Here is a 23,930-nt window from a genome sequence, read left to right on the forward strand (position 1 = left end):
CATGGAAAAGAAAGTAAAATTAAAGATCCGTAAAGGCGACCTGGTTAAAGTTATCGCCGGCGATTCAAAAGGATCACAAGGCAAAATCGTTGAGGTTTTGGTAGATAAGAACAGGGCTATTGTTGAAGGTGCCAATATGGTATCAAAACATACTAAACCTAATGCTGCTAACCCTAACGGCGGAATTGTTAAACAAGAAGCTGCTATACATATTTCAAACCTAATGCTGGTTGATCCTAAAACAGGTAATACAACCCGTGTTGGCCGTCAAAAAAATGACGCCGGCAAATTAGTAAGGGTAGCAAAAAAATCAGGGGAGGAAATTAAGTAATGACTTACGTACCAAGATTAAAATCAAAATACAAGGACGAAATCCGCACCGCACTGAAAGATAAATTTCAGTACAAAAGCGTAATGCAGGTTCCTAAATTGGAGAAAATTGCCATTAACCAGGGTGTAGGTGGTGCAACTACCGACAAGAAATTGATCGAAAACACCATCACCGAGTTAACTACCATCACTGGTCAGCAAGCAGTATCTTCAAAATCTAAAAAAGATATCTCAAACTTTAAATTGCGTAAAAATATGCCGGTTGGCGTACGTGTTACCCTGCGTGACAACACAATGTACGAGTTTTTGGATCGTTTAATCGCTGTAGCCCTGCCACGTATCCGTGACTTCAAAGGCATCAACGATAAAGGTTTTGATGGCCGCGGCAACTATACATTAGGTATTACTGAGCAAATTATCTTCCCTGAGATAAATATTGACAAAATCAATAAAATCCAAGGTATGGATATTACCTTTGTAACCTCCGCAACAAACGATGTTGAAGCATTGGAGTTGTTGAAACAATTTGGTTTACCATTTAAAAATCAAAATAGCAATGGCTAAAGAAGGTGTAAAAGCACGTGAAGTAAAGCGCGCAAAATTAGTAGCTAAATACGCTGAAAAAAGAGCTGCTTTAAAAGAAGCTGGCGATTACGCTGCTTTAGATAAATTACCAAAAGCATCATCACCGGTAAAACTGCACAACCGTTGCAAATTAACCGGCCGCCCTCGTGGTTATATGCGTCAGTTTGGCATCTCACGTGTTACATTCCGTGAAATGGCTCTTGAAGGCAAGATCCCGGGAGTAAAAAAAGCAAGCTGGTAAGCAAAAGCTGAAAGCAAAAGGCGAAAAGCGTAAGGCATAAAAGCTTTAGGCTTTTTGCTTTATGCATTGAGCTTAAAATGAATGAATTAACCGATGGAAGGTCGCTCGGGATGTTACCGGAAGGAAACCACCGTCATAACACAATAAAATGAATACAGATCCAATCGCAGATTATCTTACAAGAGTAAGGAATGCTATTAAAGCCAACCACCGGGTTGTTGAAATTCCTGCATCAAATCTGAAGAAGGAAATCACTAAGGTGCTTTTCGACAAAGGTTACATTGCAAATTATAAGTTTGAGGATAATGGTCCTCAGGGCACTATCAAAGTTGCTTTGAAATACCACCCGATAACTAAAATTTCTGCTATCCGCAGCATTTCGCGCATCAGCAAACCAGGTTTGAGGAAATACGCAGGTATGGAAAACATGCCACGTGTATTAAATGGTTTAGGTATCGCCATCCTGTCAACTTCTAAAGGCGTTATGTCTGATAAAGAAGCTCGTCAGCAAAATGTTGGTGGTGAGGTTTTATGCTACGTTTATTAACAGAAGAAATTTAAGCAATGTCAAGAGTAGGAAAAGCACCGATAGCACTGCCACAGGGAGTAACCATTACAGTTTCAGCAGATAATGTTGTTACCGTAAAAGGTCCTAAAGGCCAGTTGCAACAGGCAATTGATAGCGATATCACTATTGCACAGGAAGACGGTCAGTTACTGGTTCAACGCCCGTCTGATCAAAAACGTCACAAAGCGTTACATGGTTTATACCGCGCGCTTTTAAATAACATGGTAATTGGTGTAACCGAAGGTTACAAAGTAACCCAGGAATTAGTGGGTGTAGGTTACCGTGCCACCAATACCGGTAATACATTAGATTTAGTGTTGGGTTTCTCTCACCACTATGTATTTGAATTACCGCAAGAAATTAAAGTTACAACCACTGCTGATAAGGGTAAAAACCCAACCATCATCCTTGAATCAATTGACAAACAGTTAATTGGCCAGGTAGCAGCTAAAATCCGTTCATTACGCGCACCAGAGCCTTACAAAGGTAAAGGTATCAAGTTCCAGGGCGAGATTTTGAGAAGAAAAGCAGGTAAATCAGCATCTAAAAAATAATCGTCATGGGAGCTAAACTATCAAGAAGAGACAGGATTAAAAAAGGCATCAGGAAACGCCTTTCAGGGTCAACAGAACGTCCCCGCCTGTCAGTATTTAGAAGTAATAAAGGTATTTATGCGCAGATCATTGACGATGTAACCGGTAAAACTTTAGTTTCAGCATCATCTTTATCAAAAGATTTTGCCGCTGAAGGTACAAAATCAGATCAATCAGTAGCTGTAGGCAAACTGGTAGCTTCAAAAGCTATCGCTGCAGGTATTAAAGATGTGGTTTTCGACAGGAACGGTTACCTGTACCATGGCCGTGTTAAGTCATTGGCCGAAGGTGCACGTGAAGGTGGTTTAAACTTTTAATCGAAAAGAGAAATGTCAACAATCAACATAAAAAGAGTAAAAACAAGCGAGATCGAATTAAAAGACCGCTTGGTAAGCATACAGCGTGTTGCCAAAGTAACCAAAGGCGGCCGTACTTTCAGCTTCTCTGCTATCGTGGTAGTAGGTGATGAAAACGGTGTTGTAGGTTACGGTTTAGGTAAAGCTAAAGAGGTAACTGAAGCTATTGCTAAAGGCATTGATGATGCTAAAAAGAACCTGGTAAAAGTTCCAATCATTAACGGAACTGTACCTCATGAGCAAATTGGTAAATTTAGCGGTGGTTTTGTTTTCATTAAACCAGCTGCTAACGGTACCGGTGTAATTGCTGGTGGTGCTATGCGTGCCGTATTAGAATCGGCAGGTGTACACAACGTATTGGCAAAATCAAAAGGTTCATCAAACCCGCACAACGTGGTAAAAGCAACCGTATCGGCATTAGCCCAGTTACGTGATGCAAATACAGTAGCACAACAGCGCGGAATTAGTTTAGGTAAAGTATTTAACGGATAATCAGTCATGGCTAAGATCAAAATAACACAGATTAAGAGCGTGATCGACAGAACGGAACGCCAGAAAAAAACAATCGAGGCTTTAGGCTTGCGTAAAATTAACCACAGTGTGGAAGTTGAGGCTACACCTGCTATAGTTGGGATGGTTAGGAAAGTGAACCACCTGGTAGCGGTTGAAAATATTTAATATCATGAATTTAAGTAATTTAAAACCTGCAGAAGGTTCAACCAAAAATAGAAAAAGAATTGGCCGTGGTACAGGTTCTGGCCGTGGCGGTACGTCAACCCGTGGCCACAAAGGCGCCGGTTCACGTTCAGGTACCAGCACCAAGGTAGGCTTTGAAGGCGGTCAGATGCCTTTACAGCGCCGTGTGCCTAAAGTGGGCTTTAAAAACCCTAACCGTGTTGAGTACACAGGTGTAAACCTTGACGTACTTCAGGAATTAGTAACAAAGTTTTCGCTTACTGCTGTTGATTTTGATACTTTGAAAGAGCACGGTTTGGTATCACGTAACGACCTGGTTAAGATCCTGGGCCGTGGTGAGCTTACTGCCAAATTAGAAGTTAAAGCACATGCATTTACTGCTACAGCTCAAAAAGCTATTGAAGCTGCAGGTGGTACCATAGTTAAGTTATAATTTCGATGAAGAAATTTTTCACCACATTATCCAATATCTGGAAAATCGAAGATCTGAGAGTGCGTATTACTAACACACTCTTATTTCTTTTAATATATCGTGTAGGCTCATTCGTGGTTTTACCTGGCGTTAACGCCGCGGTAGCATCAACCCAAAAAGCAGAAGGATTAGTAGGATTGCTGAATATGTTTGCAGGAGGATCGTTTTCACGTTCCTCTATTTTCGCGTTAGGTGTTATGCCTTACATTTCGGCTTCAATTGTGGTGCAACTGCTGGGTATTGCCGTTCCGTATTTTACCAAATTGCAAAAAGAAGGTGAAAGCGGTCGCAACAAGCTTAACCAATGGACCCGCTACCTAACAATTGGTATTACCTTTTTACAGGCTATAGGTTACCTTAAGTCGCAGGTTGCTGCTGATGCAAGGACTATTGCCGATCCTTTTACCTTTATCTTCATTAACACGTTTGTGTTAACGGCAGGTACATTATTTGTAATGTGGTTAGGCGAAAAGATCACCGATAAAGGTATCGGTAACGGTATTTCACTTATTATCATGGTGGGTATCATTGCTCAGTTACCAATGGCGTTTACTACCGAGTTCGTTTCGCGTAATGGCGGTGCCGGTGGTTTAATTGCTTTCATTGTGGAGATCGTAGGTCTTATTGGTGTGGTAATGTTTACTATACTGATAGTACAGGGAACACGTAAAATTTCGGTACAATACGCTAAACGTATTGTGGGTAACAAACAATATGGCGGTGTACGCCAGTATATACCTTTAAAGGTTAATGCTGCAGGTGTAATGCCAATCATATTTGCCCAGGCATTGATGTTTATCCCACAAACTGTATCGCAGTTTTTCCCTAACGTATCATCAAACGGTATATTGATAGCTTTAGCTAACTATAACTCATGGGAGCATAACCTGTTGTTTGGGATATTGATCATCCTGTTCACTTACTTCTATACCGCCATTACGGTTAATCCTAACCAAATGGCCGATGATATGAAGAAGAATGGTGGCTTTATCCCGGGCATTAAACCAGGCCGTACTACCGCTGAGTTTATTGATGGCGTAATTTCAAAGATCACTTTACCAGGATCAGTATTCCTGGCTATTATAGCAATCATCCCGGCATTGGCCAGTTTGGTTGGTGTATCTCCGGTATTCGCAAGGTTCTTCGGCGGTACATCGCTGATCATCCTGGTGGGTGTTGTTTTGGATACATTACAGCAAATAGAAAGTCACCTGTTGATGCGCCATTATGATGGTTTAATGAAAACCGGACGGATTAAGGGACGTACAGCTATGCCTGCCGCTGCCGGTACCAGTCCGACAGCGATTTAATTAGCAATGTCAAAAATCAATTATAAGTCTGTCGAAGAGATAGAACTCATAAGAGAAAGTTCTTTACTTGTTTCAAAAACACTCGGAGAGATAGCTAAGGTTATTGCTCCGGGTGTTAAAACAATTGAACTGGATAAGCTTGCCGAAACCTTTATACGGGACAACGGCGGGATTCCTGCCTTTTTAAACTATCACGGATTTCCTTATTCACTGTGTATCTCCTTGAATGACCAGGTTGTACACGGCTTCCCCGGATCGCATGTTTTAACTGAGGGCGACCTGGTATCAGTTGATTGCGGCGTTGTTTTAAATAAATACTACGGCGACTCGGCTTATACCTTTGCCATTGGTGAAGTTAACGACCAGGTTAAAAAGCTGATGCGTGTAACGCAGGAATGCTTAAAGCTGGGTGTTGAAAAGGCGGTTGTAGGGATGCGTATTGGTGATATAGGATACGCGGTACAGGAGCATGCCGAAAAGAACGGCTTTGGTGTAGTAAAGGAACTTGTTGGCCATGGTGTAGGATTAAAGCTGCACGAAAAGCCCGAAGTACCTAACTATGGCAAACGCGGTGCCGGTATCAAACTGGAAGAAGGCATGGTGATAGCCATTGAGCCCATGATCAATGCCGGCCGTGCCGGTGTTAAGTTTTGGGATGATGGCTGGACAGTTTCAACATCTGACAAGAAACCTTCGGCACATTATGAGCATACAGTAGCGGTACGAAAAGGTACTCCAGACATTTTATCGACGTTTGATTACGTAGAAAATGTTTTAAAAGAAAAAAATAATAATTAAATAATTTTTTATTAATTTTGCATCCCGGTTTTAGGGCGGATAATTAAGTAATAATCAACAAAATATGGCTAAACAATCTTCGATTGAGCAAGACGGTACAATTAGAGAGGCATTGTCAAATGCAATGTTCAGAGTTGAACTTGAAAATGGTCATGAGATTATAGCGCACATATCGGGCAAAATGCGTATGCACTACATCAAAATTCTTCCTGGCGACAGGGTGAAGCTGGAAATGAGTCCATACGATTTAACAAAGGGTAGAATAACCTATAGATATAAATAAAAAGATGAAAGTTAGAGCATCCATCAAAAAGCGCAGCGCTGATTGCAAGATCATCCGCCGTAACGGGAAACTTTACGTTATTAACAAGAAGAACCCGAAGTTTAAACAACGCCAGGGCTAAGAAAAATTAATTTTGAATTAGTGAATTAGTGAGTTGTTGAATTTATCAGCATTTAAAACTCACCCAATCACTAAGTCACTAAATCACTAAATAAACAATATGGCAAGGATATCAGGTATTGATTTACCAAAGAATAAAAGAGGAGAAATCGGACTTACTTACATTTTCGGTATTGGCCGCTCAACAGCTCAAAGAATTTTGACTGAGGCTGGTATTGATTTTAATATCAAAGTACAAGACTGGACCGATGAGCAATTATCTTCTATACGCGGAATTATTAACGACCAAATTAAGGTTGAAGGTGCATTACGTTCAGAAGTGCAGCTTAACATTAAGCGTTTGATGGATATTGGTTGTTACCGCGGTACACGTCACCGTAAAGGTTTACCATTACGTGGTCAGCGTACTAAAAACAACTCACGTACCCGTAAAGGTAAACGTAAAACAGTTGCTAACAAGAAAAAAGCTACTAAATAGTGATTGGTGCTTAGAGGTTAGAGATTGGTTAATTGCCGCTTGATAACCTTTAAATCATCAGGAATACCTCATTTTGACAGTATAATTAATGGGTCCGGATTATTCGTTAATTCAGTAATTCATTAATTCAAAAATTAAAAAAATGGCTAAAGCTAAAAAAGTAACCAAGAAACGCATTGTGATTGTTGAGCCGGTTGGCGAAGCACACATCAATGCTACTTTCAACAACATCATCATCACCCTTACCAACAAAACCGGCCAGGCAGTTTCATGGTCATCAGCTGGTAAAATGGGTTTCAAAGGTTCAAAAAAGAATACTCCTTACGCTGCCTCACAAGCTGCTGCCGATTGCGGTAAAGTTGCTTATGACTTAGGTTTACGTAAAGTTGAAGTATTTGTAAAAGGCCCAGGTGCCGGTCGTGAGTCAGCTATCCGTACTTTGCAAACTGCAGGTATCGAAGTAACTACGATTAAAGATATTACACCGCTTCCACACAACGGTTGCCGTCCTTCAAAAAGAAGAAGAGTTTAATTAACATATTTTTTAAAGCTAAGATTCGGCAGCTGCAGGCTGCATGATACTTTAAGAACACACAAAAATGGCCAGATATACAGGACCAAAATCCAAAATTGCCCGTCGTTTCCGTGAGCCGATCTTCGGTCCGGACAAAGCGTTAGAACGTAAAAACTATCCTCCGGGCATGCACGGTGCTTCAAAACGCCGTGGAAAGCAATCAGAGTACTCTACTCAGTTGCAAGAGAAACAAAAAGTTAAATACACTTATGGTGTATTAGAGCGTCAGTTCGAAAACTTATTTCACCGTGCTTCTGCTAAAGAAGGTATCACAGGCGAAAACCTGTTGAAATTCCTGGAAGCACGTTTAGATAACGCTGTTTTCCGTTTAGGTATTGCTCCTACACGTTCGGCAGCTCGCCAATTGGTTAACCACAAACACATCACTGTTAACGGTGCTGTTGTAAACATCGCTTCATATGCATTAAAGGCTGGTGACGTGGTTGCGGTACGTGAAAAATCTAAATCATTAGAGGCTATCACTACTTCAGTAGCCGGTAGAAGAATCAACAAATACAGCTGGTTAGAGTGGGACGCGAACAACCTTACAGGTAAATTCCTTAACTATCCTAACCGCGATGAGATCCCTGAAAACATCAAGGAAAACCTGATCGTCGAGTTGTACTCTAAATAAGATATGAGATATCAGATGTGAGATTTGGGAGTTTTTTCAAATCTCATTTCTGGTTTTCGTATATATGCAAATCACAAACAAAAGATTTGAATAAGCGTTTGAACAGCAGAGTAAATCTCACATCTCAAATCCCATATCTCAAATCAATTATCAAGTAAACAATAAATAAAGGATATAAATGGCAATTTTAGCATTTCAAAAACCAGACAAGGTTATCATGCAAAAAGCAAATGATTTTGATGGTACGTTTGAATTTCGTCCGTTAGAACCAGGTTTTGGTGTAACCATTGGTAATGCTCTGCGTCGTATCTTACTTTCATCACTTGAAGGTTATGCAATTACTTCTGTTCGTTTTTCGGGAGTAACGCATGAATTTTCAACCATCAAAGGTGTTGTTGAAGACGTAACCGAGATCATCCTGAACCTTAAACAAGTTCGTTTTAAGAAAACAGGTGAATCTGGCGACAGCGAGAAAATATTTGTTATTGTAAATGGCCAGGATGCATTTAAAGCAGGAGATATCACCAAATTCTCTAACAACTTTACTGTATTAAATCCTGATTTGGTACTTTGCAATATGGACCCGGCTGTAACGCTTGAAGTTGAGCTTACTGTAGGCAAGGGCCGTGGTTACGTACCAAGCGAGGAAAATAAAAATCCTGACGCTAACGTAGGTGTGATCGCTATCGACTCGATCTATACGCCGATCAAAAACGTAAAATATACCATCGAAAACTATCGTGTTGAGCAAAAAACCGACTATGAAAAATTAGTATTGGATATTGCTACCGATGGTTCGATCCACCCTGAAGATGCTTTGAAAGAAGCAGCTAAAATCCTGATCCAGCACTTTATGCTGTTCAGCGATGAAAACATGATGCTTGAAGCACAGGCTAAAGAAGAAACCAAAGAAGTGGATGAAGAGATCCTGCACATGCGCAAGATCCTTAAAACCGAACTGGTTGATCTTGACCTTTCTGTACGTGCCCTTAACTGCCTTAAAGCTGCTGATATCCGCAGCCTTGCTGATCTGGTATCGTACGATGTTGCTGACATGTTAAAATTCAGGAACTTTGGTAAAAAATCGTTAACTGAAATCCAGGACCTGGTTAAGTCAAAAGGTTTATCTTTTGGCATGAACCTGTCTAAATTTAAGTTAGACGAAGAATAATAGAGAAGCAAGACTGTGAGAAGCAAGAGGCAAGATAGATTTTAGATCTTGGCTCTTGATTTCTTGGCTCTTGATTCTTGTTGCAAACATTAAGCGAAAGCATAATTCCGAGGGCTTGAGCCTATCGCCCAACGGTATGCACGTGAAATATATAAAACAATGAGACACGGAAACAAAAACAATCACTTAGGCCGTACTACCAGCCACCGCAAAGCGATGCTGGCTAACATGGCATCTTCGCTTATTTTACACAAGCGTATCACTACAACATTAGCAAAAGCAAAAGTTTTACGCGGTTATGTTGAGCCACTTTTAACAAAATCAAAAAACGATACTACGCACTCACGTCGTACAGTATTCAGCTACCTGCAGGATAAAGATGCTACATCAATCGTTTTCCGCGAAATCGCTGAAAAAATTGCTAACCGTCCGGGTGGTTATACCCGTATCATCAAGTTAGAAAACCGTTTAGGTGATAACGCTGAAATGGCAATCATCGAGCTTGTTGATTACAACACTGTTTACGGTGCTGACGCTGCTGCTCCTGCTAAGAAATCAACCCGTCGTCGTGGTGGTTCTGGCGCAAAAGCTAAAACTGCTGCTCCAGTAGCTGCAGAAGAAGCTGTAGTAGTTGAAGACGTTAAAGAAGAGCCGGCTGCTGAAGCACCTGCACCTTCTGAAAACGAAGAAAACGCTGAAAAAGGCGAATAATTAATTATTCGGTTTAACAGATACAAAAAACGGCACTGATCTATGATCGGTGCCGTTTTTTATGTAATTGACTGCCGGTTTAGGTAAAATCATGGTAATTCCCTGATCTGTTTACTCGCGGGTCAGGTTATAAGTCAATAAGCATTCAACTTCATTCATCAAAGTGAAACCGCACTTTTCCAATATCCTTCGCGATGGCAGGTTATCTGCATAGGTGTGCACTATGATAGCTTTCACAAATTCATGCGTAAATGCCCATTGCGAAAGCAACTGTAAAGCTTCTGTAGCATAACCTTGGTTATGTTGGTTAGCGTCGATCATATAACCAATCTCCGCTTCTCCGGCATCATTAGGATAGCCGGCAAAGCCCATGCCGCCAATGACAGTATTGGTGTTTTTAAGAACAATCTCCCAGCCGGTATACCATAGGTATTTATCAGGGAAGGCGAGCGTATTAGGCAGCCAGAAATTATCGAAGGCATCATCAATTTCTTTGAGATATAACGGATCGATCAGCATAGCTGAGGGTGTTAAGCCTAATGATAGCTCCAGCAAATTGCGGTTTTGTTTAAGTAATAATAATTGCGCGTATGTTAACGGTATCATCTTTAACCGTTGTGATTGTATAGAAAACATTGGATGTTGGAATTAAATAACAATAAGAAACCAGTTCGCTTTTTTAAAGTGAAAGTACAGCCGGTGTGCTATGGCTGTTTGTTAAGCAATTCCAGGCAATGTAATAAGCCTGTTGGGGGTGTTAAGTAACAGAGGCGATTTGTTTGATTAGGATAAATATAAAGGATTTTAGTTGAAAATCCACGGCATTTTATAAAACTGAGAAGTGCGTTAGGTATAGGAGCAGATACCGGCCATGAGCGTAAGGCCTGCAGGCGTATGAGCATATAGCCAGGGCCGAAGGCAATGCCCATATCAGTTGGCAGTTTTGAGTAGGCAGTTTGCAGTTGATGATCACACATTATAGCAACGTAATTAAATGATTAGGCGTAATGCCCTTTTAAGGAATAAATAATAATACTATTGTCTATCACTTCGTAGATGATGCGGTGCTGGTTATCAATTCGCCTTGACCATTTACCCGAATATTCATGTTTTAATGGCTCCGGTTTGCCAATACCATAAATGGTGATTCTTTTATAGCAATGAGTAGACGTTCAATTTTCTTTACTATAGAACTCTGGCCACTTTTTAAGAAAAATCTAATATCTTCTTTAGCAGTGTCGGTTATTACAAGTTCCATATATCGGCAGGTGTTATTTGTGTAGTTCTACCGGCCTTTAAATCATCTTCACTTTGTCATTTTATTTACAAAATCCTTATTATAGGCTTTTTCGCCTTTTTCGGTTTTGTAATCAACTTTAAGAGCTTTCATAATTGCTTTTAATGCAGCTAACTGCTCTTTATCCTTCGGCAGTACAATCAATGTCTCCATATACCAATTTACACTTTATTAAATACAAATTTTGAAAGTGATTGTTGAATAAAAAGTTATTGATAAAATAAAACTCTGCTATGTAAACGCTACCCTCACCCATCAATATAAAACTTGATATCCCCAAACCGGCTGCGGCCTTCCCGCACAAAATTTCCGTCGATATTATACAGCACATCGCCAAAGAGACTACGGCCTTTCCTGATCAGGTTGTCGTCAATATTGCAAACTACATCGCCAAACATCCCCTGGCCCTTTTTTACTATTTTGCCATCTATGGTATATAAAATATCGCCAAACCTGCCCTGGCCTTTCCGCACATAGCTGCCATCGATAGTGTATAATATTGTTCCAAATTTATTATTGCCCTCCCTGACGTACTTCATGATTGATACCTGTGATTCGAAGTTTCAAGTTAGTCGATATCCTGCCAATTAGCAAACCAAATAATAACCTTTTGCCTTCAACCTTTCGCCTTTTACCTCAAACAGTCCTGCCAACCTGTCATCACAAAGTAAGTTATCCTGTCGCCTTGTTCACGAACTGACAATTACAGGCAATTTTTACTGCCATTGGCATATTGGCACAGGCATTGATAAACAGCAGTGGTAAGTAAACAATAATCAAAAAGAAAAAACAATCATATATGTCTAAAATAATTGGAATCGACTTAGGAACAACAAACTCCTGCGTTGCTGTAATGGAAGGTAACGAGCCTGTTGTTATAGCTAACAGCGAGGGTAAACGTACTACGCCGTCTGTAGTAGCTTTTATTGATAATGGCGAACGTAAAGTTGGTGATCCTGCAAAACGTCAGGCTATCACAAACCCTACAAAAACCATTTCGTCAATTAAACGCTTTATGGGTAACCAGTTTAGTGAAGTTACAAGTGAAGCGGCACGTGTACCTTATAAAGTAGTTAAAGGTGACAACAACACTCCTCGTGTTGAAATTGGCGACCGTAAATATACCCCGCAAGAAATTTCTGCAATGATTCTTCAGAAAATGAAGAAAACTGCCGAAGATTTCTTAGGTACCGAAGTAACCGAAGCGGTTATTACCGTTCCTGCTTACTTTAACGACGCTCAGCGCCAGGCAACTAAAGAAGCTGGTGAAATTGCCGGTTTAAAAGTACGCCGTATCATTAACGAACCTACTGCTGCTGCATTAGCTTACGGTTTTGATAAAGCTCATAAAGATATGAAGATAGTTGTGTTTGACTGCGGTGGCGGTACACATGACGTATCTGTACTTGAATTGGGTGATGGTGTATTTGAAGTAAAAGCTACCGATGGTGATACTCACTTAGGTGGTGACGACTTTGACCAGGTAATTATTGACTGGTTAGCCGACGAGTTTAAAAGCGACGAAGGCATTGACCTGCGTAAAGACCCAATGGCTTTACAACGTTTAAAAGAATCGGCTGAGAAAGCTAAAATCGAGTTATCAAGCTCTGCTCAAACTGAAGTTAACCTGCCATACATTACTGCAGTTGACGGTATGCCTAAGCACTTAGTTAAAACATTAACCCGTGCTAAATTTGAGCAATTAGCTGATAGCCTGATCAAACGTACTATTGAGCCTTGTAAATCAGCTTTGAAAAATGCCGGTTTAAGCACTTCTGATATCGACGAAGTGATCCTGGTAGGTGGTTCAACCCGTATCCCTGCTATCCAGGAAGCTGTACAAAAATTCTTTGGTAAAGCTCCTTCAAAAGGTGTTAACCCTGATGAAGTTGTTGCTATCGGTGCTGCTATCCAGGGTGGTGTATTAACCGGTGAGGTTAAGGATGTGTTATTGCTTGACGTTACCCCGCTTTCATTAGGTATCGAAACAATGGGTGGTGTAATGACTAAATTAATTGAGTCGAACACAACTATCCCTACCAAAAAATCTGAAACATTCTCAACCGCCAGCGACAGCCAGCCTTCAGTTGAGATCCACATATTACAAGGTGAGCGCCCAATGGCTGCGGGTAACCGTACTATAGGTCGTTTCCACCTGGATGGCATTCCGCCAGCACCTCGTGGCGTACCACAAATCGAAGTTACTTTCGATATTGATGCTAACGGTATCCTGCACGTATCTGCAAAAGATAAAGCTACAGGTAAAGAGCAAAAAATCCGTATCGAAGCTTCTTCAGGTTTAACTGATGCCGAGATCAAAAAGATGAAGGACGAAGCTGAGGCTAATGCCGATGCTGACAAAAAGGCAAAAGAAGAAGTTGAAAAACTGAACGCTGCTGATGCCCTGATCTTCTCGACTGAAAAACAACTGAAAGAGTACGGCGATAAGATCCCTGCTGATAAAAAAGCACCTATCGAAGCTGGTTTAGCTAAATTGAAAGAGGCTTATTCAGCTAAAAACTTTGACGCTATCGAAGCTGCACAAACCGAGCTTAACACTGCCTGGACTGCTGCATCTGAAGATATGTACAAAGCTTCTGCCGAAGGTGCCCAAGGCGCACCAGGTGCCGGTGATAACGGTGCAGGCGCGCAAGACAACTCTGACACTGTAACAGATGTTGATTTTGAAGAAGTGAAATAATTAATTTTGTTTCGATAATAATTAAGCCCGGTTTGGTTAATTCCAGACAGGGCTTTTTTTGTGGGGGGATATTGCCTGGTTGCAGAGTAGGAGGGACTTGCGCAGCCATAACTGATCATAATATAAAGCAACGTAAGCCCCGGCTGCACTACGTATTTATAGCCCCGTAAATACCTAAGAGCACTACACTACAATCTGTAAACTTTTTTAGGACGAGACATAAAGAACGGTTTTAACTGCGGAGATTCATCCTGTTGAAATTTTAGATTGATTAATTTTGTGCGTTAACCTAAATATGCAAAAGCTCCTGATAGGTTAAACTCCATAGCAAATTGTTTAAAAAGACACCATTAACCGTCAACTAATCCATTAATAACTACTAAACTAATAGGGAAATGCTTAATTTCGCAACCTCATACGCGTAAACATCAAATGGACTACCAATTTAAAGAGATAGAGCAAAAATGGCAGCAGTTTTGGGCACAAAACCAAACCTTCAAAGCCGAAGACAAAAGCAGTAAGCCCAAATATTATGTGCTGGATATGTTCCCTTACCCCTCAGGGGCTGGCCTGCACGTTGGGCACCCGCTGGGCTATATCGCTTCTGATATTTTTGCACGCTACAAACGCTTAAAAGGCTTTAACGTATTGCACCCTATGGGCTATGATAGCTTTGGCTTGCCGGCCGAGCAATACGCCATACAAACCGGTCAGCACCCTGCTATAACTACCGAAGATAATATTGCAACCTATCGCCGCCAGTTGGACCAGATCGGCTTTTCGTTCGACTGGAGCCGCGAGGTGCGTACCAGCTCTCCCGATTATTATAAATGGACCCAATGGATCTTTATGCAGTTGTTTAACAGCTGGTATAATAAAGATGCCGACAAAGCCCAGTCAATTGATCAGTTGGTTGCACATTTTGAAACAAAAGGCTCTGCCGGTATCAATGCCGTTTGTGATGATGAAATTTTAAGTTTTACTGCCGATGAGTGGAAAGCGTTCAGCAATGAAGAACAGCAGTCCGAATTGTTAAAATACCGCCTTACCTACCTGCGCGAAAGTACCGTAAACTGGTGCCCCGCTCTTGGTACCGTATTGGCAAACGACGAAGTAAAAGACGGCTTTAGCGAGCGTGGCGGCTACCCCGTTGAACAAAAGAAAATGACCCAATGGAGCATGCGCATTACCGCATATGCCGAAAGGTTATTACAAGGCCTTGATAATATCGACTGGCCCGAGCCTTTGAAAGAAATGCAAAGGAACTGGATCGGTAAAAGTACTGGTGCTTCAGTTAAATTCCCGATAGATAAATCAGGTCATAACGCTGTTTTGGATACCGACTTCATCGAAGTGTTTACCACAAGGGTTGATACTATTTTCGGTGTTACCTTCTTGGTAATTGCTCCTGAGCATGAATTAGTTTCTGCATTAACTACACCTGAGCAAAAGGCAGAAATTGAAGCTTACATTACTCAAACCAAAAAGAAATCGGAGCTTGACAGGATGGCTGATGCCAAGACTGTATCAGGCGCATTTACCGGCAGCTATGTGCTTAACCCGTTAAATGGGCAGCAAATTCCAATCTGGATTGCCGATTATGTTTTGGCAGGATACGGAACGGGCGCGGTTATGGCCGTACCATCAGGCGATCAGCGAGATTACCTTTTCGCGAAGCATTTTAATTTGCCGATAGTGCCGATCATCGATATTCAAAATATCGAAACTGAAGCCGACCCAACTAAAGAAGGCACCTACATCAACTCTGATTTTATCAACGGCTTAGCTTACAAAGAAGCAACTGCCGCGGTGGTTGCCAAACTGGAAGAGATCAATGCCGGTAAAGCCAAAGTTAACTTCAGGATGCGTGACGCCATTTTCGGTCGTCAACGTTACTGGGGCGAGCCGGTGCCGGTTTACTTTAAAGAGGGTTTACCTCATTTAATTAATGAAAGCCACTTGCCATTACTATTGCCCGAAATTGATAAATATCTCCCCACCGAAACCGGCGAACCGCCGTTAGGTCGGGCAGAGGATTGGAAATATGAAGGTGGTTTGCCTTACGAGCTAAGCACCATGCCGGGCTGGGCTGGCTCAAGCTGGTACTGGTACCGTTATATGGATGCCCAAAACGATAAGGAGTTTGCATCGCGCGAGGCTATTGAATACTGGAAAGACGTTGATTTGTACATCGGTGGCAGTGAACATGCAACGGGTCACCTGTTGTACAGCCGTTTCTGGAATAAGTTTTTGAAAGACCTTGACCTGGTTGTTGAGGAAGAGCCTTTCAAAAAATTAATCAACCAGGGCATGATCCAGGGCCGTAGTAATTTTGTTTACAGGCTGATTGACGAGGAAGGCAAAGGTACCAACACCTATGTATCGCACGGATTGATCAAAGAACATAAAACTACGCCAATACACGTTGATGTTAACATTGTTGAAAACGAAGTATTAAACATTGCCAAGTTTAAACAATGGCGACCTGAATTTGCAGATGCTGAATTTATCCTGGAAAACGGTAAATACATCTGTGGCGTCGAAGTTGAAAAAATGTCGAAACGGTATTACAACGTTGTAAATCCGGATGATATAGCAACCCGCTTTGGTGCCGATACCTTACGGATGTATGAGATGTTCTTGGGGCCGCTGGAGCAGAGCAAACCGTGGAATACCAATGGTATTGAGGGTGTTTTCAAATTCCTGCGTAAATTCTGGAGGTTATTCCATAATGATGCATGGGAATTTGGCGTAAACAATGCCGCTCCATCAAAAGCTGAGCTGAAATCATTGCATAAGATCATTAAAAAGGTTGAAGAAGATATCGAGCGTTTTTCGTTCAATACTTCGGTTTCAAGCTTTATGATCGCTGTTAATGAATTAACCGACCTGAAATGCAACAACCGAGCGATATTGCAGGATATGGTGATCATCCTTTCGCCTTATGCGCCGCACATTTGCGAGGAGCTTTGGTCGTTATTGGGTAATGCTGATGGTACTTTATCATACGCACCATTCCCTAAATTTAACGCGGAGTATTTGGTTGAAGACGAGTTTGCTTACCCAATCTCTATCAACGGTAAAATGAAAATGAACCTAAGCATCTCGTTAAGCCTTGATGTTAAAGAAATAGAAGCCGTTGTTTTGGCTAATGCCGATGTGCAAAAATACCTGGATGGTAAAACTCCTAAAAAACTGATTGTAGTAAAAGGCAGGATTGTAAATATGGTGGTTTAATCCCCCCTTAAACGGGTACTTTTTGGATTTTCAACCCTGGTTTTGCAACGCAGGGCCAGGGCTTTTTTTATTACCTGAAATAAAGATGTCAAATCCCGAAATACTTCGAAAGGCGGGAACGGGCGACGACAGGGTAAGAAATCTTATCTGCCCTGTATAGCCCTTGGCAGGGTATATAGGATTTTTCTATCGCCCTAACGTACAAATCATCCCGATGACATCCTGAAAATTCTAATCACATTCTAATTTCTTTCTTAAACCGTTTTAATGCCCGGTACCGACTATTGTATCAACAAACAGTAGTAAACACAAAAAAGGTATCATCATGAAAACATTAAACATTATCATCCCGTCTGATTTCACCTTATCATCATTAAACATTATACCTGTTTTGGCAGAGCGCTATCCGGATCAAAAGCTCAATATATCGCTCGTTCATTTCCTCCAATTGTCCGACTCTATATCCGATCTGCTATTATTATCCCGCAGAAGCAGGGAATATCAGCTCATCAGCGATGAATTTTACGCCGGTTGTACTATGCTGAAGAATGACTATGCAGACCGGATAGAAAACATCACCCCCGATTTTTTTTATGGCAACACGGTGGCTGTATTTAAAAACTATCTCGAAGAAAAAGAGACAGGCCTGATTGCCATGCCCGAAAACCACAGCTATGCAAGGTTAACACCTAACAGTTTTGACCCTACCATATTGATGCAACGGAGCGGGTATAAAATAATTACCCTTAAAGCTGAGGTTAAACAGCCTTTAATCATAGTTAATGCCGAAGCAGAGCATGAGCTGCTGGAGGTTTAATATTTATTAAAATCATTTAAAACAACTATCTATGTTACTAAAAGAAAATATCCCGGTAAAATATGTGGTAGGCAAAATAAAGAATGAATTGTTACTGGTTGCCGTGTATGCTGTAGCTATAGCCTTATTCCATCGTTTTTTGCCTGAATACCGCATTTCAATCCCAATTGCTGTGCCGGCCATATTGGCTACCATCATATCCTTGCTGCTGGCATTTCGTTCAAACCAGGCCTACGACCGCTGGTGGGAAGCCCGGAGCATTTGGGGAGCTATAGTGAACGATTCAAGATCGCTGGTGCGCGAGTTGATCACTTTCTTAGATGGCGATAACGCTGTATGTGAAGAAATTGAAGGATTCAAAAAACGGTTTGTTTACAGGCAAATAGCCTGGTGCCATGGCTTAAGCCAATCATTACGCAAGCAAGATCCATATGCTAAAAACGCCCACCTGCTGGTTGACGAAGAAGTAAAATTCACTCATCGTTTTACAAACATGCCCAACAGCTTGCTAAAACTGCACGGGCTTGACCTAAAACTGGCTTATAAAAATGGATGGCTTAATGATTACCAGCAAGTGCAGATAGATGGTACACTTAATCGCCTGTGTGATGCTATGGGCAAATGCGAGCGGATCAAGAACACGGTATTTCCGGTTACATACAGCTTATACATCCATTTTTGCCTGTACCTGTTTATCATATTGCTGCCATTTGGCCTCATCGAATTCTTCGGCATGTTTGAAGTACCGCTGATCATAGCTATAGCAGCAGCATTTTTACTGGTAGAGAAAATGGCCATCCACCTGCAGGACCCATTTGAGAATAAACCGACAGACACCCCAACAACTGCCATATCGCAAACCATTGAACGCGACTTAAAGCAGATGCTTAACGATAAACATGAGAGTGAAAAGGCGCCGGTGCAAACTGCCGCCGCTAAAGCAAACGTATATTATATACTGTAAGCTTTACACCCCTGTGCGGGAAGGCACAGGGGTTCACTTATTTATTCCCTAAAGCCTAAACCTTCTTCTTTCATCTTCTCCTTCACTATCGGCACCGAACTTTTGCCGACACCGTGCAACTGCAAAAACTCTTTCTCGGTAAGTTTTGATAATTCAAGCAAGGATGTTATGCCCGCATTAGCCAACGCACGCTGAGCAGGGTTGCCCAATTTACCAAATGGGCTTTCTGATTTTTCAGTCTTCATGAGGAACGGTTTAATTGATGATCAAATTTAATATATTCTTGTGCTCGTTTGCAACGAGCGGCTTAACTTGGTTTTGCATTTGCAACGCAGCTCTACTCCTTGCGCTCGTTTGCAACGAGCGCTTAACATAGTCTTGCGTTTGTAACGCACGATCATTAATTTAGCTTAAACACTTATCATCAATGTCGCATCAATACAGAGTTAGAAACCATGAGGAAATTCACTTTGTAACATTTACAATAGTTGATTGGGTTGATATATTTATCAGGCCATCTTATAAACAACTCCTCATTGACTCTCTTATTTACTGCCAAAAAAGCAAAGGGTTAGAGATATATGCATTTTGCCTGATGACAAACCCCTCCATCTGTTGGTGTCGGCAAAGCATCCTGTAAGATTACCCGATATTATTCGGGACTTTAAAAAACATACCAACAAACAAATCATTAAACTAATAAAAGAAGAGAATGAAAGCCGGAGGGATTGGATGTTATATCGCTTTCAATATAATGCAAGGTTTGATGATCGGATACAAAATTATAAAGTGTGGCGGGATGGCTATCATTCCATTGAGTGCGACCGGGAAGACATACTTTTTCAAAAATTGGATTACATTCATGATAATCCCGTACGGGCAGAAATAGTAAGCTATCCTGAACATTACATATATAGCTCGGCGATTAACTATGCCGGGGAACGGGGACTATTGGAAGTGACTTTATTGGAGAGAGGCTTTATCTCCGTGAAAGCTTAACATGGATTTACGTTACAAACGTAAACCCATGTTAAGCACCCGTTATAAACGAGCGCAAGGGTATTTTATTTAGTTCTTGCGCTCGTTTGCAACGAGCGCTTAATATGGTTTAGCGATTGCATCGCGATACCTTGTTATTATTCATTAACCACACCCATTGAGCAGAATTTATCAATACGCTCCGCTACAAGCTCATCAATATTGCGCTCTTTAAGGGTTTTCAGGTCTTTTAATAATTGTTTTTTCAGAATACCGGCCATAGCAACCGGGTCTTGATGGGCACCGCCAAGTGGTTCTTTGATCACCCCGTCAATCAACTTGTTCTTAAACATCTCTGTCGATGTTAGTTTAAGAACTTCAGCGGCACGCTCTTTATTTTCCCAGGTTTTCCAAAGAATGGTTGAGCAGTTTTCGGGAGAGATCACCGAATACCATGAGTTATCCAGCATCAGCACCCTATCGCCAATACCAATACCCAATGCGCCGCCCGATGCGCCTTCGCCAATAATAACACAGATCACCGGCACTTTCAGCACTGCCATTTCGAGCAGGTTACGGGCAATGGCTTCACCTTGCCCGCGCTCTTCGGCCTCTAAACCCGGATAAGCACCCGGAGTATCAATTAAAGTAACAACGGGCTTGTTAAATTTTTCGGCCATTTTCATCAGCCTTAAGGCTTTACGATAGCCCTCAGGATTAGCCATGCCGAAGTTACGGTACTGGCGCTCTTTAGTGTTACGGCCCTTTTGATGACCGATAAACATTACTGTTTGGCCATTCAAGGTACCAAAACCGCCAATTATAGCTTTATCATCACCTACGGTACGGTCGCCATGCAGCTCGATGAAATCATCGCACATCAGCTCGATGTACTGCAAGGTGTAAGGCCTTTCGGGGTGACGTGAAATTTGTACTTTTTGCCAGCCTGTGAGGTTGCTGTATATATCTTTTTTGGCTTCTTCCAGCTTTCCTTCCAGCTCGGCAACAGTTGCCGACATGTCGAGTTTGTTTTTTTCCTCAACCTGCTTTACCTTCTCTATTTGCTGCTGTAATTCAGCCAGTGGTTTTTCAAAATCAAACGTAATCTTCATACACTTTATTTGGAGGCGCTAAATTAAGCAAATCAAACGGGATATTTTCAATTATGAGCAGCGAGTGTTTCCAACTTCGTGATTTGCTGCGGTGCGAGGGCGCTTCCGGTGCTTAAACAAGCCTGTAAAATAGCGTTCCTGAGTTCGCCGTAATACAGTCCCGAGCGGTTAGCGTAAAAGATGATACTACCATTATCCGTGCCTTTTCTCATCAGTTTATCAAGCGTGGTTTCGTTGGTAACAATAAAATTGCCCATCTCCACCCGTTTGCGGTGCAGTTCGGCAGCAATGGCCGTAATTTTGGTAAGCTGAACCGGGTTCAGGCTTAGTTCTTTTTTAAACTTCAGCGCTGCATCGGGCATGGGGTAATGATTAAGCCGGGCAACCTGTTCAATATCGTCAAACAAATACTCACCGGTAATCAGTTGGGTAAACTTTTTGTCGCTCAGGGTTTTTATGGGCGATTTTTTCAGGGTACTGTCGGCTTGCTGGGCTTTGGCAGTGATGCTGAGCATTAGGGTTATGAGGAGGGGGAGGATGGTTTTTAGCATGCGTTGATTTAATTCTTACTTTTTTAAACATGGATCTATCTTTTTTAAGATAGCCAAGGCTTTTTCATATGGAATTTGAATACCTTCTATTTTAAAAGAGGCAATCATCGATCTCAAGATATCCTCCCTTGAAAATTTATCGCGTTTAATTTTTTGTCTTTGTATCGACTTCATTATTAAATATAACTCAAATTTCAACCAAAATCAAAGATTATATCTTTCTGATGACGTGATTGTAAATCATTGGTTATTAGGCATATTTTCGATTTGTTTTATAAATATGGGCGTTGCCTGCGGCCCGGGCTTTCCGTTACAAGTCCTCGCTTTTCCTGCCCGCAATCCCTATACACGCTGTGGGCTTTACACTGCAATCCCTAACGCACCCCACACACAACACCCCTAAAATATATTATACACACTATCACTATTTTTTCCGGGGCTTCCGTGGTGGATCCCAAAGACACTAAGGTTAATTGTGTTTTCAATTGCGCCTTAGCGACTTTGCGTGAAACAATTTAACCAATCAATACAGATTTTTACTATTCCACCTTCACAACCTTTGTCCTTGCCGAAATTCCGTTTTCATTAAACGCTTCTATCTGAAAATAGTATGGCAGGCTTTTATCCATCCCATTAAAATAGTATTCGTTACGGCCGTAAACCATCATGTTGTTGTACAATTTATCGGGCGCTATGCCGAAGTAAATGGTGTAGCCGGTGGCATTATCGTTTGGCTTCCACTTAAGCCAGGTGTTGCGGCGTTCGCTGTCGCCACGCAGTATAATCAGGTTTTGCACGGTATCGGGTTTTGCACCTGCACCTTTACCAAACACCCTTAAGCCAGATATTGCAAATTTGCCTGTAGGCATGTGCAGGTTAACCATTTTTATGTAACGCGCTTTGACAGGATTTTTAAGCTCGATATAGTCATGCGGCACATCTTTACGGTTTTTGCTTTTGTCGATAAGGGGCTGCCATGTTTTGCCGTTAACCGACGAATAAACGATATACTGATGATACACACCTAATGATTTGCCCATAAACGTGGCATCCTGATCGGCATAGTTAATTTGGATGGCATTTACAGTGCTGATCCCGCCGAGATCAGTTTTAAGCCATTCGCCTTTATTGGCTGTTTTGGCGCTCCAATAAGTTTTAATGTCTTCATCAACAGCATTATTGGCGGCATAAGCGCCCAGGGTTGATGAAACCTCTACAGGTTTATTATAATTAAGGATCATCCAGCCGGTAAAATTACTTTTCAGATGGTCTTCGGGGCCGCTGGATAAATAATGCGGATAATCGCCATAAGCGGTATTGCTGTACAGTACGCCATCCTTATCAAACCCGGCAGGCCAGAAGCCAATGCGGCGCTCAAAGTTGTTTTTCACCGAGATGCCCATCGTGCTGATATGCCAGTAATTTCCATATTTATCGGCCCAGGTAGCGCCATGCCCTGCACCTTTGGCAAAGCCTCCCGGCTTGTATGAAAAAGGGTTATGCTTTTGATAGGTGAAAGGCCCCAGCGGGTGATCGCCCACAAAAACACCATCGCCATAGCCACTTTGCTCGGTACCCGGCGCGCCGAACTGCAAATAGTATTTGCCTTTATACTTGTTCATCCACGAACCTTCTATAAATGGCAGCAGAAACACATTATCGTTATGCTCACCAAAACGTTCCCAGCCATGCTCTTCGGGGTTAAGCTTAACCATTTCTTTTTTTGGGCCGATGGGTTCGAAGGTGCGCCTGTCAATCTCCTGCCCGTAAAGCGGCAGTGTATTGCTGGAACCATGGTAAATATAAACCCGGCCGTCATCGTCGGCAAACATACCCGGGTCCCAGGCGCCAACTTTAAAATAGTCTTTAGCGGCTTTCCAGTCGTCGTGCGTTGGGTTGGTGCTCATCCATAGGGTAAAATCTTTATTATAGGTTGATCCGATCACCAGCAGGGTATCGCCCAAAACCAATGTAGCGGGTGCACAAAGTTCATCGTCTTTAACTTCATTGTACGGACGGACGAACTTGCGGTAAACAAAATTCCAGTTCAGCATGTCATCGCTCCACCAGTAACCGAATTGGTTGGTGGAGAACAGGTAATATTTACCTTTAAACAGGGTCATGGTTGGATCGGCGGTGGCACGGTGTTTACCCCAGCTTGCAAAAGTTTCGAAGGGGGTGTAACCATAATCGAGGTTAAGTGGGTTACAATAGGTAAGGCGTTTTTGTTGCGCTTGGGCGCTCATTGCGCAGCAACATATCAGGATGAGCAGATAACTGGTAACTGTTTTCATAAGGAAATACTAACAGGTTATAATGGTATTACAACAGGGGGCTAATATCAGTTTTTAAA

31 protein-coding genes are annotated in these 23,930 nt (G+C 41.8%); 23 read left to right on the top strand and 8 right to left on the bottom strand.

What is annotated here, in order from left to right; all coding sequences use genetic code 11:
* Position 1: 1 nt before the first annotated feature.
* From rplX to rplQ, 18 genes are all read left to right on the top strand, one after another.
* Positions 2–331 carry a 50S ribosomal protein L24 gene (rplX, locus tag ABID99_RS01180; protein ID WP_090529257.1) on the top strand — a complete coding sequence of 110 codons (330 nt, stop codon included), beginning with the start codon at positions 2–4 and terminating at the stop codon, positions 329–331.
* Positions 331–894 carry a 50S ribosomal protein L5 gene (rplE, locus tag ABID99_RS01185; RefSeq protein WP_090529254.1) on the top strand — a complete coding sequence of 188 codons (564 nt, stop codon included), beginning with the start codon at positions 331–333 and terminating at the stop codon, positions 892–894. The genes rplX and rplE overlap by 1 nt, the downstream gene beginning before the upstream one ends.
* Positions 887–1,156: a 30S ribosomal protein S14 gene (gene rpsN / locus ABID99_RS01190; protein WP_090529250.1), complete on the top strand. Its 270-nt coding sequence runs from the start codon at positions 887–889 to the stop codon at positions 1,154–1,156. Before rplE ends, rpsN begins: the two co-directional genes overlap by 8 nt.
* Positions 1,157–1,304: 148 nt before the next feature.
* The gene (gene rpsH / locus ABID99_RS01195; protein WP_090529247.1) at positions 1,305–1,703 is read left to right on the top strand and encodes a 30S ribosomal protein S8; all 399 of its coding nucleotides are present in this window, start codon (positions 1,305–1,307) and stop codon (positions 1,701–1,703) included.
* A 17-nt stretch (positions 1,704–1,720) separates the two neighbouring features.
* The gene (gene rplF, locus ABID99_RS01200) at positions 1,721–2,278 is read left to right on the top strand and encodes a 50S ribosomal protein L6 (protein ID WP_090529244.1); all 558 of its coding nucleotides are present in this window, start codon (positions 1,721–1,723) and stop codon (positions 2,276–2,278) included.
* A 5-nt stretch (positions 2,279–2,283) separates the two neighbouring features.
* A complete protein-coding gene (gene rplR / locus ABID99_RS01205) occupies positions 2,284–2,634 on the top strand; it encodes a 50S ribosomal protein L18 (RefSeq protein ID WP_090529241.1) in 351 nt (116 codons plus the stop codon).
* Positions 2,635–2,646: 12 nt separating this feature from the next.
* Positions 2,647–3,165, top strand: a complete 519-nt coding sequence (gene rpsE / locus ABID99_RS01210; protein ID WP_090529238.1) for a 30S ribosomal protein S5 — start codon at positions 2,647–2,649, stop codon at positions 3,163–3,165.
* A gap of 6 nt (positions 3,166–3,171) precedes the next feature.
* Positions 3,172–3,351, top strand: coding sequence for a 50S ribosomal protein L30 (gene rpmD, locus ABID99_RS01215; RefSeq protein ID WP_022833274.1), 180 nt, complete (start codon positions 3,172–3,174; stop codon positions 3,349–3,351).
* A gap of 4 nt (positions 3,352–3,355) precedes the next feature.
* Positions 3,356–3,802, top strand: coding sequence for a 50S ribosomal protein L15 (rplO, locus tag ABID99_RS01220; RefSeq protein WP_090529235.1), 447 nt, complete (start codon positions 3,356–3,358; stop codon positions 3,800–3,802).
* Positions 3,803–3,807: 5 nt separating this feature from the next.
* The gene (gene secY, locus ABID99_RS01225; RefSeq protein ID WP_090529231.1) at positions 3,808–5,151 is read left to right on the top strand and encodes a preprotein translocase subunit SecY; all 1,344 of its coding nucleotides are present in this window, start codon (positions 3,808–3,810) and stop codon (positions 5,149–5,151) included.
* Between the two features lie 6 nt (positions 5,152–5,157).
* A complete protein-coding gene (gene map, locus ABID99_RS01230) occupies positions 5,158–5,949 on the top strand; it encodes a type I methionyl aminopeptidase (RefSeq protein ID WP_090529229.1) in 792 nt (263 codons plus the stop codon).
* A 64-nt stretch (positions 5,950–6,013) separates the two neighbouring features.
* Positions 6,014–6,232 (top strand): translation initiation factor IF-1, encoded by a 219-nt coding sequence (gene infA / locus ABID99_RS01235; RefSeq protein ID WP_022833270.1) that lies wholly within the window; start codon positions 6,014–6,016, stop codon positions 6,230–6,232.
* Positions 6,233–6,236: 4 nt separating this feature from the next.
* Positions 6,237–6,353, top strand: a complete 117-nt coding sequence (ykgO, locus tag ABID99_RS01240; RefSeq protein ID WP_022833269.1) for a type B 50S ribosomal protein L36 — start codon at positions 6,237–6,239, stop codon at positions 6,351–6,353.
* 99 nt (positions 6,354–6,452) lie between these two features.
* Positions 6,453–6,830 (top strand): 30S ribosomal protein S13, encoded by a 378-nt coding sequence (gene rpsM / locus ABID99_RS01245; protein ID WP_090529226.1) that lies wholly within the window; start codon positions 6,453–6,455, stop codon positions 6,828–6,830.
* Between the two features lie 142 nt (positions 6,831–6,972).
* Complete coding sequence (rpsK, locus tag ABID99_RS01250; RefSeq protein WP_090529224.1) at positions 6,973–7,362, top strand: 30S ribosomal protein S11; 390 nt, start codon at positions 6,973–6,975, stop codon at positions 7,360–7,362.
* A 67-nt stretch (positions 7,363–7,429) separates the two neighbouring features.
* Complete coding sequence (gene rpsD, locus ABID99_RS01255; protein WP_090529221.1) at positions 7,430–8,038, top strand: 30S ribosomal protein S4; 609 nt, start codon at positions 7,430–7,432, stop codon at positions 8,036–8,038.
* A 178-nt stretch (positions 8,039–8,216) separates the two neighbouring features.
* Positions 8,217–9,209, top strand: a complete 993-nt coding sequence (locus tag ABID99_RS01260) for a DNA-directed RNA polymerase subunit alpha (RefSeq protein WP_090529218.1) — start codon at positions 8,217–8,219, stop codon at positions 9,207–9,209.
* A gap of 159 nt (positions 9,210–9,368) precedes the next feature.
* A complete protein-coding gene (rplQ, locus tag ABID99_RS01265; protein WP_176627929.1) occupies positions 9,369–9,920 on the top strand; it encodes a 50S ribosomal protein L17 in 552 nt (183 codons plus the stop codon).
* 111 nt (positions 9,921–10,031) lie between these two features.
* Here rplQ and ABID99_RS01270 read toward each other — a convergent pair whose 3' ends face one another.
* The 4 genes from ABID99_RS01270 to ABID99_RS01285 form a co-directional block, all read right to left on the bottom strand.
* On the bottom strand, positions 10,032–10,526 hold the full coding sequence (locus tag ABID99_RS01270; RefSeq protein WP_354485894.1) for a GNAT family N-acetyltransferase: 495 nt from the start codon (positions 10,524–10,526) through the stop codon (positions 10,032–10,034).
* Positions 10,527–10,918: 392 nt separating this feature from the next.
* Positions 10,919–11,068 (bottom strand): Txe/YoeB family addiction module toxin, encoded by a 150-nt coding sequence (locus ABID99_RS01275; protein ID WP_373615882.1) that lies wholly within the window; start codon positions 11,066–11,068, stop codon positions 10,919–10,921.
* A 158-nt stretch (positions 11,069–11,226) separates the two neighbouring features.
* Positions 11,227–11,370: a DUF2683 family protein gene (locus ABID99_RS01280; protein WP_354485896.1), complete on the bottom strand. Its 144-nt coding sequence runs from the start codon at positions 11,368–11,370 to the stop codon at positions 11,227–11,229.
* A gap of 95 nt (positions 11,371–11,465) precedes the next feature.
* Positions 11,466–11,756: a hypothetical protein gene (locus ABID99_RS01285; RefSeq protein ID WP_188833411.1), complete on the bottom strand. Its 291-nt coding sequence runs from the start codon at positions 11,754–11,756 to the stop codon at positions 11,466–11,468.
* A 260-nt stretch (positions 11,757–12,016) separates the two neighbouring features.
* Between ABID99_RS01285 and dnaK the strand changes: the two genes are divergently transcribed.
* From dnaK to ABID99_RS01305, 4 genes are all read left to right on the top strand, one after another.
* The gene (gene dnaK, locus ABID99_RS01290) at positions 12,017–13,918 is read left to right on the top strand and encodes a molecular chaperone DnaK (protein ID WP_354485898.1); all 1,902 of its coding nucleotides are present in this window, start codon (positions 12,017–12,019) and stop codon (positions 13,916–13,918) included.
* A 432-nt stretch (positions 13,919–14,350) separates the two neighbouring features.
* Complete coding sequence (leuS, locus tag ABID99_RS01295; protein WP_373612617.1) at positions 14,351–17,155, top strand: leucine--tRNA ligase; 2,805 nt, start codon at positions 14,351–14,353, stop codon at positions 17,153–17,155.
* A 325-nt stretch (positions 17,156–17,480) separates the two neighbouring features.
* Positions 17,481–17,972, top strand: coding sequence for a hypothetical protein (locus ABID99_RS01300; protein WP_090529199.1), 492 nt, complete (start codon positions 17,481–17,483; stop codon positions 17,970–17,972).
* A gap of 31 nt (positions 17,973–18,003) precedes the next feature.
* Positions 18,004–18,936, top strand: a complete 933-nt coding sequence (locus ABID99_RS01305; protein ID WP_112653540.1) for a bestrophin family protein — start codon at positions 18,004–18,006, stop codon at positions 18,934–18,936.
* Between the two features lie 41 nt (positions 18,937–18,977).
* On the opposite strand, the gene ABID99_RS01310 is transcribed toward ABID99_RS01305, so the two are convergent.
* Positions 18,978–19,181 (bottom strand): DNA-directed RNA polymerase subunit alpha C-terminal domain-containing protein, encoded by a 204-nt coding sequence (locus ABID99_RS01310; protein WP_188833408.1) that lies wholly within the window; start codon positions 19,179–19,181, stop codon positions 18,978–18,980.
* Between the two features lie 373 nt (positions 19,182–19,554).
* Here ABID99_RS01310 and ABID99_RS01315 point away from each other — a divergent pair, with 373 nt between their 5' ends.
* Positions 19,555–19,935 carry a hypothetical protein gene (locus ABID99_RS01315; protein ID WP_373612618.1) on the top strand — a complete coding sequence of 127 codons (381 nt, stop codon included), beginning with the start codon at positions 19,555–19,557 and terminating at the stop codon, positions 19,933–19,935.
* A gap of 137 nt (positions 19,936–20,072) precedes the next feature.
* Here ABID99_RS01315 and ABID99_RS01320 read toward each other — a convergent pair whose 3' ends face one another.
* From ABID99_RS01320 to ABID99_RS01330, 3 genes are all read right to left on the bottom strand, one after another.
* Positions 20,073–21,026 carry an acetyl-CoA carboxylase carboxyltransferase subunit alpha gene (locus tag ABID99_RS01320; RefSeq protein ID WP_090529188.1) on the bottom strand — a complete coding sequence of 318 codons (954 nt, stop codon included), beginning with the start codon at positions 21,024–21,026 and terminating at the stop codon, positions 20,073–20,075.
* 47 nt (positions 21,027–21,073) lie between these two features.
* The gene (locus ABID99_RS01325; protein WP_373612619.1) at positions 21,074–21,577 is read right to left on the bottom strand and encodes a hypothetical protein; all 504 of its coding nucleotides are present in this window, start codon (positions 21,575–21,577) and stop codon (positions 21,074–21,076) included.
* A 539-nt stretch (positions 21,578–22,116) separates the two neighbouring features.
* Entirely contained in the window at positions 22,117–23,871 is a 1,755-nt protein-coding gene (locus ABID99_RS01330; RefSeq protein WP_373612620.1) for a family 43 glycosylhydrolase, read from the bottom strand.
* Between the last annotated feature and the right edge of the window lie 59 nt (positions 23,872–23,930).

The sequence above is a fragment of the Mucilaginibacter sp. OAE612 genome (genome assembly GCF_041806395.1).
In the GTDB taxonomy this organism is placed as follows: Bacteria; Bacteroidota; Bacteroidia; order Sphingobacteriales; family Sphingobacteriaceae; genus Mucilaginibacter; species Mucilaginibacter rubeus.